14 protein-coding genes are annotated in these 14,155 nt (G+C 73.6%); 5 read left to right on the top strand and 9 right to left on the bottom strand.

The genetic code is table 11. From position 1 onward, the window contains the following. Positions 1-10: 10 nt before the first annotated feature. Positions 11-1,075, bottom strand: a complete 1,065-nt coding sequence (locus IF55_RS05865; RefSeq protein ID WP_245661072.1) for a LysR family transcriptional regulator — start codon at positions 1,073-1,075, stop codon at positions 11-13. Positions 1,076-1,320: 245 nt separating this feature from the next. On the opposite strand from IF55_RS05865, the gene snpA reads away from it, so the two are divergent. Further along, positions 1,321-1,983 (top strand): snapalysin, encoded by a 663-nt coding sequence (snpA, locus tag IF55_RS05860; protein WP_048831587.1) that lies wholly within the window; start codon positions 1,321-1,323, stop codon positions 1,981-1,983. A gap of 230 nt (positions 1,984-2,213) precedes the next feature. Here snpA and IF55_RS05855 read toward each other — a convergent pair whose 3' ends face one another. From IF55_RS05855 to IF55_RS05835, 5 genes are all read right to left on the bottom strand, one after another. After that, positions 2,214-2,726: a GNAT family N-acetyltransferase gene (locus IF55_RS05855; protein WP_030876307.1), complete on the bottom strand. Its 513-nt coding sequence runs from the start codon at positions 2,724-2,726 to the stop codon at positions 2,214-2,216. Between the two features lie 152 nt (positions 2,727-2,878). Beyond that, positions 2,879-3,529 (bottom strand): DedA family protein, encoded by a 651-nt coding sequence (locus tag IF55_RS05850; RefSeq protein ID WP_037962809.1) that lies wholly within the window; start codon positions 3,527-3,529, stop codon positions 2,879-2,881. Between the two features lie 263 nt (positions 3,530-3,792). Continuing rightward, positions 3,793-4,269, bottom strand: coding sequence for a DoxX family protein (locus IF55_RS05845; RefSeq protein ID WP_030876299.1), 477 nt, complete (start codon positions 4,267-4,269; stop codon positions 3,793-3,795). 133 nt (positions 4,270-4,402) lie between these two features. Then, positions 4,403-6,202: an alkaline phosphatase D family protein gene (locus IF55_RS05840; protein ID WP_078643712.1), complete on the bottom strand. Its 1,800-nt coding sequence runs from the start codon at positions 6,200-6,202 to the stop codon at positions 4,403-4,405. A gap of 132 nt (positions 6,203-6,334) precedes the next feature. Continuing rightward, entirely contained in the window at positions 6,335-7,003 is a 669-nt protein-coding gene (locus IF55_RS05835) for an HNH endonuclease family protein (RefSeq protein ID WP_037962806.1), read from the bottom strand. A gap of 288 nt (positions 7,004-7,291) precedes the next feature. On the opposite strand from IF55_RS05835, the gene IF55_RS05830 reads away from it, so the two are divergent. Together IF55_RS05830 and IF55_RS05825 are read left to right on the top strand one after the other, a co-directional pair. Beyond that, positions 7,292-8,119: an ABC transporter permease gene (locus tag IF55_RS05830; protein WP_048831737.1), complete on the top strand. Its 828-nt coding sequence runs from the start codon at positions 7,292-7,294 to the stop codon at positions 8,117-8,119. Positions 8,120-8,428: 309 nt separating this feature from the next. Next, complete coding sequence (locus IF55_RS05825) at positions 8,429-9,010, top strand: TMEM165/GDT1 family protein (RefSeq protein WP_030876287.1); 582 nt, start codon at positions 8,429-8,431, stop codon at positions 9,008-9,010. A gap of 94 nt (positions 9,011-9,104) precedes the next feature. On the opposite strand, the gene IF55_RS05820 is transcribed toward IF55_RS05825, so the two are convergent. The 3 genes from IF55_RS05820 to IF55_RS39215 form a co-directional block, all read right to left on the bottom strand. Next, positions 9,105-9,770 carry an HAD-IA family hydrolase gene (locus tag IF55_RS05820; protein ID WP_030876284.1) on the bottom strand — a complete coding sequence of 222 codons (666 nt, stop codon included), beginning with the start codon at positions 9,768-9,770 and terminating at the stop codon, positions 9,105-9,107. A 277-nt stretch (positions 9,771-10,047) separates the two neighbouring features. Beyond that, positions 10,048-10,248 (bottom strand): hypothetical protein, encoded by a 201-nt coding sequence (locus tag IF55_RS05815; protein WP_030876280.1) that lies wholly within the window; start codon positions 10,246-10,248, stop codon positions 10,048-10,050. A 140-nt stretch (positions 10,249-10,388) separates the two neighbouring features. Beyond that, complete coding sequence (locus IF55_RS39215; RefSeq protein ID WP_281180933.1) at positions 10,389-10,595, bottom strand: peptidoglycan-binding domain-containing protein; 207 nt, start codon at positions 10,593-10,595, stop codon at positions 10,389-10,391. A 43-nt stretch (positions 10,596-10,638) separates the two neighbouring features. Here IF55_RS39215 and IF55_RS39210 point away from each other — a divergent pair, with 43 nt between their 5' ends. Together IF55_RS39210 and IF55_RS05805 are read left to right on the top strand one after the other, a co-directional pair. Further along, positions 10,639-11,028 carry a hypothetical protein gene (locus IF55_RS39210; protein ID WP_157857225.1) on the top strand — a complete coding sequence of 130 codons (390 nt, stop codon included), beginning with the start codon at positions 10,639-10,641 and terminating at the stop codon, positions 11,026-11,028. A gap of 771 nt (positions 11,029-11,799) precedes the next feature. Beyond that, positions 11,800-13,980 (top strand): DHA2 family efflux MFS transporter permease subunit, encoded by a 2,181-nt coding sequence (locus IF55_RS05805; RefSeq protein WP_078643704.1) that lies wholly within the window; start codon positions 11,800-11,802, stop codon positions 13,978-13,980. Positions 13,981-14,155: the final 175 nt, after the last annotated feature.

Here is a 14,155-nt window from a genome sequence, read left to right as displayed (position 1 = left end):
GTCCCGCCCCTCAGCGGTCCGCCGGCTGGAAGCTTCCCCGCGTGTCGTCGTCGCCCCGGAACGCCACCCGGCGCACCCGCGCCGCATAGCCGCCCGCCGCGGGCAGCGGGTCCTCCGGGGCGTCGAGGAGCGGGCTGCCGTGGCGCAGCAGCCACTCCAGGTAGACCGGGTTCGCGCGCGCCAGCTCCAGGTACGACGCCTTGAGGTCCGCGTACAGGGCGTCGAACTCGGCGGCGGCGAAGGACCTCGCCCGGGACACGAGCAGCAGCCGGACCGCCAGCGGATCGCCGCGCAGCGGGCGGATCACCGTGCCGCGGTACGGCGGCGAGGTGGGCTGGCAGGGGCGTACGGCCTCGCCGGCGGCGGCCAGTTCGGCGGCGGTGGTGTTGTCGCGTACGTGCACCACACGCGGGTCCAGCCCGGCGAGGGTGAAGACGCGGCGCATCGCCGCCCCCTCGTGGTCCGCCGTCGGGTCCACCATCCACGCGTCGTCGGCCAGCAGCGACAGCGGCACGACCGCCCGCGCCGCCGCCTCGTGCGCCGCGGACAGCGTGACGAACTGCGGCTCGCGGGCGACCAGTACGCGCTGCTCCACGCCGGGCGGCAGGCGCAGCGGGAACCCCTCCGGCTCGTGTACGAAGGCGATGTCGAGCTGGTTCGTCGCCACCATCTGGAGCAGGGTGTGCGCGGACACGTCGATGTGGATCGTGGTGTCCGTGTCCGGGAACCGGGCGTGCACGCGGCGCAGCCAGCCCGCCACCGCCCGGCTGCCGACGCTCCCGATCCGCAGCCGCGCCGCGCCGGCGTCCACGACCGCGTCCCGCGCGGCGGTCACCAGGGCGGTCATCTCGGCCACGATGGGCCGGGCCCGGGACAGCACCGAGTGCCCCAGCGGGGTGGGCCTGCTGCCCGTCTGCTCGCGGGTGAACAGCAGGCCGCCGATGGCCTTCTCGATGCGCCGGAGCTGTGTGGTGAGCGAGGGCTGGGTCATGCCCAGTTGCAGCGCGGCCTTGCGCACGCTGCCTGTGTCGGCGATCGCGCACAGCGCGCGGAGGTGCCTCACATCGAGCTCCACGGGCCGGAGCATAACGGCGCTCCCGCGAGACACACCAGACGCTTAAACCGCGCGAACAGGACGTTTGTGCGAGGAGATCTGCTCAGCGAACGGCCCGGAGATTGGACCGGGCTATGCCTCACTGGCATCATCCGCGCCGCCGAGAACTCGGCGGACACTCTGCGGGACCAAAAAATTCCCCGGTGCGCCCCCGGCCGTTGCCCACCAGCGGCCCGCGGGGCCCCGGCTCGAATGGAGTCCCCCACATGATCCGTTCCAAGACCGTGTTCTCGGTGGTGCTCGGACTGGGCCTGGCCGCCTCGATGACGGCCCTGCCCACCGCCGCCTCGGCAGCGGACCACTCCACCCAGCAGTACACCACCTCCTCGTACGCCGGGTCGGCCGCCGACCAGGCCAACAGCAAGGCGTTCTTCGACGCGGTGATGAAGGTCGCCAGAGCGAAGAAGGCGGCCAACCCGAACCTGGCGGTCGTGACGGTCACCTACGACGCCAGCCGCGCGCCGTCCTTCGCCTCCCAGATAGCCAGCAGCACCCAGATCTGGAACAGCGCGGTCCGTAACGTCCAGTTGCGCGCCGGCAGCGGTCGCGGCGACTTCTCGTACCGCGAGGGCAACGACCCGCGCGGCTCCTACGCCAGCACGGACGGCCACGGCCGGGGCTACATATTCCTCGACTACCGGCAGAACCAGCAGTACAACTCGGTGCGCGTGGTCGCCCACGAGACCGGGCACGTGCTCGGCCTCCCGGACCACTACTCCGGCCCGTGCAGCGAGCTGATGTCGGGCGGCGGCCCCGGCCCGTCCTGCCAGAACACCCAGCCCAACGCCCAGGAGCGGGCCCGCGTCAACCAGCTCTGGGCCAACGGAATCAGCCCCTTCGACAAGGACGCCTTCCGCAAGGTGCGCTGAGACCACGGTGCGCTGCGGCGCATGGACCGCTGAGGCCACGGTGTGCTGCGGCGCACGGACCGGCGGAGTGCGTCGGTCACCCGCGGCAGCGGGTCGGTCGCCCGGCAGCGGGTCGGTCGCTCGGCAGCGGTTCGGTCGCTCCTCGCGGCCGGGCCGCTGCCCGTACGCCCGTACTCGCGCCCGTACTCGCGCCCGTACGTCCGTAGGCACGGCCCCAGCGCGGCAGGCGGTCAGTCGATTCCGAACGCCGCCGCATAGCGCACCATCCCGCTCGGCAGCTCCGCCGACCGGTCCAGGGACAGTGCCATGAACGCCTCGTCCGGCCACTCCTGCGGTGCCAGGATGCCGAAGCGGGAGGCGGGCTCGAATCCGAACCGGGGGTAGTACGCGGGGTGGCCGAGCACGATCGCCGTCCGCTCGCCGGAGGCGCGGGCCGCCTCCAGGAGCGAGCGGATGACGGCGTCGCCGGCGCCGCGCCGCTGCCACGCGGGCAGCACCGAGCACGGGGCGAGGGCCACGGCCGGCGCGTCGCCGACCCGGCAGCGGGTCAGCAGGGCGTGCGCGACGACCTCGCCCTCCGGCGTCTCGGCGACATGGCTCAGCCCCGGCAGCCAGCCGGGGTCGGTGCGCAACGCGTCGACCAGCTCGGCCTCGCCGGGGTTGCCGAAGGCGTCGAGGGTGATGCGGCGCACGGTCTCGATGTCCGCGGGGGTTTCGGGGCGGACGGTCCACGGAGAACTCATCGGCCCATGCTCCCACCGGAGTGATCGAACACGCCCGCGGGTGCGCCCCCATGGCGCTGAGGTCCCCCGGCGGTGCCTATGGTCGCTGCGGCCCCGCGGTGCCTATGGTCTCCGCGGTCCTGCGGTCCCGCAGCCTTACGGCCCTGCGGTCCTTACGGCGCGGGGTTCTCGCGGGGGCCGCGCGGGCGGCGCATCAGGAAGCCCGCGCCCGCGCCCGCCGCGAAGAGGGCGAAGACGGAGACCGCCGTGCCCAGCCAGGTCGCCCCGAGCCACTGGCCGCCGAAGTAGCCGAGGCTCACGCTGTAAGCGGCCCAGACCACTCCGGCAAGTGCGGACCAGGGCAGGAACTCGGCGACATCGCGGTGCATGACGCCCGCGCCGATGCTCACCAGCGAGCGGCCGGCCGGGGCGAAGCGGGCCAGGACGACGAGCGGGCCGCCGCCGCGCGACAGCGCCGTGCCGATCTTGGCCTGGGCGGCGGCGAGCCGGCGGGAGCGGGCCATGGCGCGGTCGAAGCGGGGGCCGCCGCGCCAGGCGAGCCGGTAGGCGACGAGGTCGCCGAGTACGGAGGCGGTGGCGGCGCACAGCATCAGGGAGAACATGGTGGAGATGTCGTGCGCGGGGTGGACCGGGCCGACGCCGGCGACGCGGTCGGCGGCGGTCGAGCCGGCGGCCGCCGTGGCGGCGGTGATCACCAGGACGCCGCTGGGGAGGACGGGCAGGAAGACATCGAGCAGGACGGAGACGCCGACGATCACATAGATCCATGGTGGGTCGGCCAATGACCCCAACTGCTCCAACACGTCCTGATCTCCTGGTACGGTCCCCCGCCGCGGTGTCGCAGGGGAGCGGCAGGAGCGGCCTTCACAGCCGTACAGCGTACGCCCGCGACGCGCGGGTCCCGGGTGTGGGGGTGGCTGACGCCGGCCCGAAGCCCCAGGTGGGGCCCCGGCCGATGGACGGGGCCCCGGTGGCGCGCTGAGCGGAACGCGCGGATTGAGCGGCTTGAGCGGAGCGTGGTGCGTCGGCCGCGGTCCGTCAGTCGCGGTGCGTCAGTCGCGGTGCGTCAGCCGATGGCGCTCGGCTCGCGCTGCTGGGCCGCCGCGGGCGTCTCCTGGCGGGAGCGGGCGAGTACTCGGTCGAGGGTCAGGGCGCCGGGGCCGGTGAAGACCAGCAGCAGGAAGGCCCAGCAGAACATGGCGGACGCCTCGCCGCCGTTGAGCAGCGGCCACAGGCCCTCGGGGGCGTGGGTGCTGAAGTACGCGTACGCCATGGAGCCGGAGCTGATCAGGGCGGCGGTGCGGGAGCCGAGGCCGAGCAGCACCAGGATGCCGCCGACGAACTGGATCACTGCCGCGTACCAGCCGGGCCAGGTGCCCGCCGCGACCGTGTCGCCGCCGCCGCCCGCGCCGCCGAGTATGCCGAAGAGGGCCGCCGCGCCGTGGCAGGCGAAGAGGAGCCCGACGACGATCCGGAAGAGGGAGAGGACGTAGGGCTTGGCCGTGGTGAGCCGGTCGCTCAGGGGGGCATTGGTGGGGGGCATGGCGGGGACTCCTCGTGTCGGGGACGGAAACGAGGGACCCAGGTTAGGTTGACCTAATCGTTACTTGCAAGTTCAAGTTCTTGTTTTGGTACAGACAAATTCGATGTATCGACCACCCGCAGTCTCAGCCGCCTCACCCCGTCGGCGGCGACAGCTCCGCCTCCATGGCCGTCCGCAACTTCCGCGCCTTCCGCAGCTCCCGCCCCCGGTCTACCGGTCGGCTGAACGGACCGCTCTGTCGACTGAACGGACCGCTCTGCCGATTGGACGGACCGCTCCGTCGACTGAGCGGACCGACGGCACCGTCCCGGTCCCGCTCCCGCCCCGACACCGCCTGGTCCAGCCGCAGCCACGCGCCGCGCCCGCGCAGCGTCAGCGTCATGAGCTGATTGCCGAACCAGGGCCCGCCCGTCCTGCTCCACTCCACCGCCGGCGGCGCCACCCGCCCGTGCCGGGCGAAGCCGCGCCCCAGCCACCGCCCGGCCCGGCTCCAGCCGAACCGGAACCCCTGCCGCATCGCGGCGGGAATGCTGTTGTGCACGGGGGAGCAGGTCAACTGGGACACCCGGCTCGTCAGCCCGCCCGGAAAGCGGCCGAAGTCCGGCTCGGCCACGTACGCGTGGTGCACATCGCCCGACAGCACGCTGATCGTGGCGGGCGCGCCGGGGCCGCGGCCCACCGTCGCGATGAGGTCGGCGAGCGCGTCGAAGGACGCGGGGAACGCCGCCCAGTGCTCCAAGTCCGCCCGCCGCCGCAGCCGCTCCCCGAGCCGGGCCCAGCGCGGGCCGCGCTCGCCGCGGCAGACGGCGGCGTTCCACGCCTCCACGTCGTGCACGAAGTGCGGCAGCAGCCACGGCAGCGACGTGCCGATCAGGAGGTGGTCGTACGCGCCGGGGCCGCCGTCCAGCGCCGCCGCGCGCAGCCAGTCGGCCTCCACCGGATCGAGCATCGAGCGGCGGCCCTCGTCCAGTACCCGGGCGGCGCGGGTGTCGACCATCAGCAGCCGTACGCGCCCGAAGTCGCGGCGGTAGCTCCAGCGGACCCCGGTCGGCTCGGCGTCGGCGCGGGCCGCGAACTCCCGTACCAGCTCCGTGCCGTCCCGCGCCTCGCACACCGCCCCGTACAGCTTGTCGGCGGCCAGCTCGGCGGGCGAGAGATTGCCCAGGTGCTGATGGACCCAGTACGACATCAGCCCGCTGACCACCCGCTCCTGCCACCACGGCGTCGCCCGCATCCCCTCCAGCCACGCCTCGCTGGTGTTCCAGTCGTCGACTATGTCGTGATCGTCGAAGATCATGAGGGACGGGACGGCCGAGAGCAGCCAGCGGACCTCGGGGTCCAGCCAGGACTCGTAATACAGCCGGGTGTACTCCTCGTAGTCCGCCGCCTGGTGCCACGGCGGCTCGGCGAGATCGCGGCGCGCGGAGAGCCAGCGGCGCGTCTCGGCGGAGGTCTCGTCGGCGTAGACCTGGTCGCCCAGCAGCAGGAGGACGTCCGGGCGCTCGGCCCCGGGGCGCCGGGCGAGCTCGCCGGCCAGCGTGTCGAGGGCGTCGGGCCCGACCGGATCGTGCCCGCTGCCGGACGGCGGGGCCGCCCAGCGGCAGGAGCCGAAGGTCACACGCAGGGCGGCGTCCGGGCCCTTCGGCGTCCGTATCGTGCTCTCCGGAAAGGGTGAGCCGGCCAGCGGCCACACCTGCTCGCCGTTGAGCAGCACGCGGTACGCCGTCTCGGTCCCCGGCCGCAGCCCGGTGACCGGTATCAGCGCGTAATGGTGGCCCGCTATCTGCCAGCTACGGGCCGAACCGCCCGCGCCGTCCGCGCAGCGCACCTCCGCCGTGCAGGGCCGGTCGGCCTCGATCCAGACCGTGGCGCTCCCGCCCGCCTCCCGGTCCACGTAGCGCAGCAGCGGTCCCAATCGCAGGCCGGCGGTCATGCGGCCCTCCCTCCGTCGTCCCGTTCGGGTACGGGTACGGAACGACGGAGCGCGGACGGGAGTTTCCCGACGGGGGCCGGCGGCCCGGGGCCTGATAGCCCGTCAGGCGGTCAGCGGCCGGTCAGTAGCCGGTCAGCAGCCGTTCAGGACCGACGTGAGCTTGGTCTTCTCGGCGGAGTCGACGGTCAGCTTGTAGTGGTGCTTCACCGCGACCCACATACGGGCGTACGTGCAGGCGTAGGAGGTGAGCGGCGGCATCCACTGCGCCGGGTCCTTGTCGCCCTTCTGCTGGTTGACGTTGTCGGTCACCGCGATGAGCTGCGACCGGGTCAGGTCGTTGGCGAACGCCTGGCGCTGCGCCTGGGTCCACGAGTTCGCGCCGGAGCGCCACGCCTGGGCGAGCGGCACGATGTGGTCGATGTCCAGGTCGGACGCCTGCGTCCAGGTGGCCCCGTCGTACGCCGACTTCCACGTGCCCTTGACCGCCGCGCACTTGGCGTCCTGTTCGACGCCCTCCCCGTCCCGCTTGAGTACGACCTCGCGGGTGTTGCAGGCGCCGCTCTGGGTGATCCAGTGCGGGAACTTCGACCGGCTGTAGCCGTCCATCGAGCCCTCGGCCTTGACCGTCAGCTCGCCCAGGTACGTACGGGCCGTGGCGGCGTCCGGCGGGGCGGGCGGGTCCGCCTGGGCGGCCGGGCCCCCCAGGATCATCGCGCCGAGCAGTGCGGTGAGGCCGCTCGCGACGGCTATACGACGCGCGTAGCGGCTGCGCCGGGCGGGGGTGGTGCGCGGTCCGGACATGCGGACTCCCTCTGTGTGGGGGGCGTTGGCCGTTGCGGCACGGCCACGATGGCGGCGCCGGGTTGCCGTGGGGTGGGCGCCGGGTAACAGCGTGCCGACGCGATCATGTCAAGGCAAGGGGGCTGGGCCCACCTGACGCGGTGCCACCCACACGCATCTGCCGTCGCATTGGCCGCGCCCGCCCGGCCGTACGCTGCTCAGGTGTTCGTCGCCCCGCCCGCCTCCTCCGCCCTGCCGGCCCTGCCGGCCCCGTCCGCCCCGCTCGGCCCGTCCCTCTCCTCCGCCGCGCTGCTCCCCGTCAACGCCACCCTCGGGGTGGTGCTGGCCGTGCTGCTCGTCGCGGCCGTGGGCGTCGCCGCGCTCGCCCGCCTCGCCGACGGCCGGGGCCGCGGGTACGCGCGCGCCATCGCCGCCTCCGGGGTGCGCGCCGCCGTCCAACTCGCCGCCGTCTCCTACGTCATCGGCTTCGTGGTCCGCTCGGTCCCGCTGCTGCTGGCCTTCATCGCCCTGATGTTCCTCGTCGCGGTACGGACCTCCGGGCGCCGCGTCACGGACAACGGGACCTGGTGGTGGACGGCCGTACCGATCGGCGCGGGGGTGGCGCCGGTCGTCGTCGCGCTGCTGCTCACCGGGCTCGTACCGGTCAAAGGCATCGCGCTCATCCCGATCACCGGCATCCTCATCGGCGGCGGCCTCACCGCGACGGTGCTCGGCGGGCGGCGCGCGCTGGACGAGCTGCACGCCCGGCGCGGCGAGGTGGAGGCGGGCATGGCGCTCGGCCTCCTCGACCGCGAGGCGCGGCTGGAGATCGCCCGCCCCGCCGCCTCCGACGCGCTGCTGCCGGGCCTGGACCAGACCCGGACCGTGGGGCTGGTCACGCTGCCCGGCGCGTTCGTGGGGATGCTGCTGGGCGGGGCGTCGCCGGTGCTGGCCGGGGCCGTGCAGCTCTTCGTGCTGGTCGCGCTGATGGTGGTGCAGGCGGTGGCCGTGGCGGTCGTACTGGAGCTGGTCGCGCGGGGCCGGATCCACCGGGAGGAGGCCGGAGGGGCCGCTGGTGCGGCGGTCGGCGGGGCCGGCCGGGAGGACCGCCGGTGGGCGAGATGGCTGCGGGGGTGACCGGGCGGCAGCGCGGGGGAGGGCGCGGGTCCGGCATGCGGGGCGTGACCGCCGGCGGGCGGTCACGTAGGCTGTCCGGAGCAGAAGGGGAGTAGCTCTTCGCCGGACCGTCGACATACTGCTCGGGCTCCTTGGACATTCTCCGGAATCCCAAGGGACTGAGCCGGCGCCCGGAGGCGACCGCGCGAGCGGCCGCCAGCGAGACCTTCGGCCGCAGTGTCCAAGACGCTGCCGTGCCGAAGCGACCCCTGATCGCGATCACGCAGGTCTCTCGGTGCGGCACACCCGACCGATCGAGGAAACCATCCCGTGCTCAGCATCAGCGTCACCGCGCTCGTCTTCGGCGTCGTCTTCCTGGCCGAACTGCCGGACAAAACCGCCCTCGCCGGGCTCATGCTCGGCACCCGCTACCGCGCGTCATATGTGTTCGTGGGCGTCGCCGCCGCCTTCGCCGTACACGTCGCGCTCGCCATCGCGGCGGGCAGCGTGCTCACCCTGCTCCCGCACCGGGTCGTCCAGGGCGTCGTCGGCGCCCTGTTCCTGGCGGGGGCGGCGGTGCTGCTGCTGAAGAAGGACGAGGGCGAGGAAGAGATCAAGAAGCCCGCCGACCAGAGCTTCTGGAAGGTGGCCGGGGCGGGCTTCATGCTGATCCTGGTCGCGGAGTTCGGCGACCTGACCCAGATCATGACCGCCAACCTGGCCGCCCGCTACGACGACCCGTTCTCCGTGGGCGTGGGCGCTGTACTGGCCCTGTGGGCGGTCGCGGGCCTCGGCATCCTCGGCGGCCGCACGCTCATGAAGCACGTACCGCTGAAGCTGATCACGAAGATCGCGGCCGTGGTGATGCTCGCGCTCGCGGGCTTCAGCCTGTACGAGGCGGTGGCGGGCTAGCCCGTAGCCCGTAGCCCGTAGCCCGTAGCCCGTAGCGGGCCGGGGCGCGGGGCGTAGCGGCGCGTGCCGGGAGCGCGGGCCAGGCGGTGCCGCGTCAGGCGGTGACGGTCAGGCGGATGCCGCCGTCCGGGTGGGCCGTGGCGCGTACCTGGTCCAAGTGGGTCACGTGCGCGTCCGGGGCGAACGCCGCCGCGCGGGGGCCGACGCCGACGACACGCATCCCGGCGGCGCGGGCCGCCGCTATGCCGGCCTCGGAGTCCTCGAACACGACGCACTCGGCGGGCGGGAACCCCAGCTCGGCGGCGCCCTTGAGGAACCCCTCCGGGTCCGGCTTGCTCGCCCCGACGCACTCCGCCGTGATCCGGACCTCGGGGAGCGGCAGCCCCGCGGCCCCCATCCGCGCCGTGGCGAGCGCCGAATCGGCCGAGGTCACCAGGGCGTGAGCCAGCCCGGCGAGCGAGGCCATGAAGGCGGGCGCGCCGGGCACCGGCACGACGCCGTCGAGGCTGGCGGTCTCCTCCGCGAGCATCCGGCGGTTGTCGGCGTAGTTCAGCTCCATGGGCCGGTCGGGGAGGAGGGCGGCCATGGTCGCGTAGCCCTGGCGGCCGTGTACGACCTTCATCACCTCGACCGGGTCGAGCCCCTGCTCCCCGGCCCACCGGTGCCAGCAGCGCTCGACGACGGCGTCGGAGTCGACGATGGTGCCGTCCATGTCCAGGAGCAGGGCCTTGACCCCGTCGAACTCCGCTGACGTGCGCATTCTGTACTCCCGGCTTGGTTGACGCGGTGCGGCGGCCACTCGGCGCGAGCCGCTTTGTTTCTCAACGATACAAATTGCGGGCGTGCACGCAAAACGACTTCGTGAGGCGGGGAGGGGGTGAGGAGGGGCCCCGGAGGAGGGTGAGTGGGGGGCCAAGACAAGCGGTCCCGCCCGCCGGTCAGGGAAAACAGGCGGGACCACTTTGTTCTTCAACGATACAAAACGAGTGCGCGGACGTGACGGCGGGGGCCCGATGGGGGCGCCGACCGGTCCCCGGTTAGCGCTCGTACGGCTCCGACAGCCCGACGGCGGCGGCCGGCGGTGACGGGAGCGGGCGGCGCGGCTCCCGGACCCCGGCGCCGGGCGGACCGCCCGGCCCGCGCCCGCCGGGCAGGGCGCTCCGCCGCCGGCGCAGCAGCCGGAAGAGGAACAGGAAGGGGAGAAGGGGCAGGGCCAGCAGTAACCACGGATTCTTCATCGCTCCACGCTCCGCCATGGGCGGTGCGGAGGACAGGGCTCCGGGGAGCCTCGGGGAGCTCCGGGTTGCCCGGGCAGCGAAAACGGGCCCTGGCCTTGCTCTCTCCCCGCGCCCTCGGCGGCTGCGCGTCTACGGGCCGTCTACCGGCCGTCCGTCTCGGCCTCCAAGGTGGAGCGGGTCCGTGGGCCGTAGACGCCGGCGGGGTCGGTGGTGATGCTTCTGACCCGCTGGTAGTCGGCGACGGCCCGCCGTTCGGCCGCGCCGAAGTAGCCGTCGGCCCCGGCCTCGTACCAGATCCCGGTCTGCTCCAAGCGCCGCTGCATGTCGGCCACATCGGCCCCGCGCATGCCTATGCGCAGCACGCGTACCGCCGGCGGCCGGGGAGGGGGCGTGGAGCGGAGCGGGGAGGGTTCGGCCGGCCCCGCGGTGGCCGGTCCGGGGCGGCGCGGAACGGCGGTACGTGCCGGGGGCGCGGCCCGCGACGCCCGCGCGGCCGGTACCCGGGGCGCGGCCGCCGGGAGGGACGGGGGCGGGGCGGCCGAGGCCGATGGCGGCTCGTGCGCCGGCTCGTCGGGCATCTCCTCCGGCGGCGGTGCGCTCGTACGGTCGCGCGTCAGCGCCCGTTCCCCGCCGTCGTCGCGGTCCCCGCCCAGCAGCCCGGTGCTGATCGCGACGGCGCAGGCGACGGCCGCGGCGGCTCCTGTGGTCAGTGTGGCGAGCGCGGCGGCCGGACGTTTCCGCCGCCGGTGGCGCTGGCGCGAGCGCGGCGGGGGCCCGTGAGGCGGACGGCCTTCGGAGGGGGCCGTGTGGTGCGCGTCGGGAGGGGCCGGCGGTCCGTTCCGGCCGAATTCCGGGGGCGGGGACGCGGGCGGGGCTCCGGGCCCCGGGCGGTGGCCCGCGGGCCCGTCGTGGGCTCCGTAGGGCGGCGTGTCGTCCGCGTGCTGCGGGGGTTCTGCGCGTTCCGCGTAGTCGTCCCCCGCGGCGGCGGGCCCGCCGCCCCCGCCTAACAGGGGACTCCGGCCGTATAAGGGCTCCCCGCTCAATATGGGGCTTCCGACGGGGATGAGATCCCCCGGCAGGCGTACGAGCGGTGGCGGCACCGGGCCGTGGCCGCTGCCCGCCGGGTCGTCGCCGAGCGCGACGTACGGGCGTAATCGCAGCGGGTCGAAGTCCTCGGAAGCCGCGATCTCCGCTTCCCGCTCCGCCGCGAGGGCGTCGCAGCGGCAGCTCGGGGCGCCGTCCGTGCGGGGTGGTGCGGAGCAGCGTGGGCAGAGCTCTCCTGTCACTAAGGTCCCCTCCCTGACATCGCAGCGATTATGCAGAGCGGAATGGGTTCTGCACAGGCGGCCTCCGGCTGCCGATGGCGTATATCAGCGGGCCATACCGGGGCATTCGGACCAAGATGGAGGGCAGCCCCAGAACCTAGGACTCATAACTCAGGACCAGAAACCAGGCCCACGGCTCAGGACCAGAACCCAGGGCCACGACTCAGAATCCAGAACCAGAACCCCCAGAGCCAGGACTCAGAACCCAGGACCGCAGGAGGCGTCCATGGCGCAGGACGGGAACGGGAACCCAGCGGGCACACCCGCGCCCTTCGAGGGCCCGTCCTCCGAGAGGCCGCCCTCCGAAGGACCGTCCTCCGAGGGGCCGCCCGTCGGCGCGTCCGGCCCGCCCGTCGGCGCGTCCGGCCCGCCAGCCGAAGGGCCTGGCGCGGGGCAGCCCAAGCGCACCGTTCTCATCGCGATCGGCGCGCTGCTGCTCGGCATGCTGCTCGCCGCACTGGACCAGACGATCGTCTCCACCGCCCTGCCGACGATCGTCAGCGACCTCGGCGGCCTGGACCACATCTCGTGGGTGGTCACCGCCTATCTGCTGGCCGCGACGGCGGCGACGCCGCTGTGGGGCAAGCTCGGCGACCAGTACGGGCGCAAGAGGCTCTTCCAGACGGCCATCGTCATCTTCCTGCTCGGCTCCGCGCTCTGCGGACTGGCCCGGAACATGCCGGAACTGATCGGTTTCCGCGCCCTCCAGGGGCTGGGCGGCGGCGGGCTGATGTCGCTGTCGATGGCCATCGTCGGCGACCTCGTACCGCCGCGCGACCGGGGGCGCTACCAGGGGATGTTCGGCGCGGTCTTCGGCGGTACGAGCGTCCTCGGGCCGCTGCTCGGCGGGCTCTTCGTGGACCATCTGAGCTGGCGCTGGGTCTTCTACATCAACCTGCCCATCGGGGTGGTCGCGCTGCTCGTGATCGCCGCCGTGCTGCACATCCCGAGCCGCCGCACCCCGCACCGCATCGACTACCTCGGCACGTTCCTGATCGCCGCCGTCGCCGCCTGCCTGGTCCTGATGACCTCGCTCGGCGGCGTCAGCTACCCGTGGTCGTCGTGGCAGATCATCGGGCTCGGGGCGCTGGGCGTGGCGCTGCTGGTCCCGTTCGTGCTCGTGGAGCGGCGCGCCGCCGAGCCGGTGCTGCCGCTGCGGCTCTTCAAGATCCGTACGTTCGCGCTCTGTTCGGTGATCGGGTTCGTCGTCGGCTTCGCCATGTTCGGCTCGATGACGTACCTGCCGACCTTCCTCCAGGTCGTGCACGGCGTCTCGCCCACCATGTCCGGCGTGCACATGCTGCCGATGGTGATCGGCATGCTGCTCTCCTCGACGGCCTCCGGACAGATCGTCAGCCGCACCGGCCGCTACAAGGTCTTCCCCATCGCGGGCACCGCCGTGATCATCGTCGGGCTGCTGCTTCTGCACCAGCTCGACCCGGCCAGCGGCGTCGTCGAGATGAGCGGCTTCTTCTTCGTCTTCGGCTTCGGGCTCGGCCTGGTCATGCAGGTCCTCGTGCTCATCGTGCAGAACGCCGTCGGCTACGCGGACCTGGGCGTCGCCACGTCGGGCGCGACGTTCTTCCGCTCGATCGGGGCGTCGTTCGGCGTCTCCATCTTCGGCACGATCTTCGCCAACAAGCTGGCCCCGCGCATCGCCGACGCGCTCGCCGGGCGGCCGCTGCCGCCCGGCGTCGACCCCGGGAAGCTCGCCTCCGACCCGCGCGCCGTCGGGGGGCTGCCGGCGGGGGAGCGGGCCGGGGTGCTCCAGGCGTACTCCGTCTCGATCACCGACGTGTTCCTGTACGCGGTGCCGGCTGTCGCCGTGGCGTTCGTCCTCGCCTGGCTGCTCCGCGAGGAGCCGCTGCGCGGCAGCGCCAGCGTCCCCGACGCCAGTGAGGTGTTCTCCTCCAACCCCGTCGAACGCTCCTCCCGCGACGAGGCGGCCCGCGCGCTCTCCGTCCTCGGCAGCCGCGAGGGCCGCCGCCACGTCTACGAGAAGATCACCGAACGGGCCGGGCTGGACCTGAAACCCGCCGCCAGTTGGATGCTCCTGCGCATCAACCGCTACGGCTCCGTCGAGCCGGGCCTCCTCGCCGAGCGGGTGCCGGTGCCGCTGCGCGCCATCACCGAGGCCGCGCGCCAACTGGAAGAACGGCGCCTGGCCGTACGCGAGGGCCTGCCCCTCGTCCTCACCGACGAGGGCCGCCGCCTGGCCGCCCTCCTGTACCGGGCCCGCGCCGAGTCCCTCGCCGAACTCCTCGGCGACTGGTGGACCCCGGACCGCCCCACCGACCTCATCGAACTGGTCGAAGAACTGAACAACGAACTATGCGGCTCGGACGGCGAACGCCCCCACAACGGCAACGCCGAGCGGCGGCCTGCGCCGCCGCCGGAACCGGCCTGAGGGCGCGGCCTCGGCGGCCGCGACGCCTGGCGGCGCGGCGCTTTCCGGCTTCGCCGGGTCTTGTTTGGTCGCGTCGCGCCGGTGGCGTTCGGAGTGCGCCGTTCAGGCTGCGCGTGGCGCCGCTCGGCTGCTTGGGGGGCTCCGGTTCTCGTCCGAGTGCGTCGGTCACCGTGTC

The sequence above is a fragment of the Streptomyces varsoviensis genome (genome assembly GCF_000718635.1).
Taxonomy (GTDB): Bacteria; Actinomycetota; Actinomycetes; order Streptomycetales; family Streptomycetaceae; genus Streptomyces; species Streptomyces varsoviensis.
The sequence above is the reverse complement of the archived record's forward strand: the minus strand, read 5'-3'. Positions and strand labels throughout refer to the sequence as shown.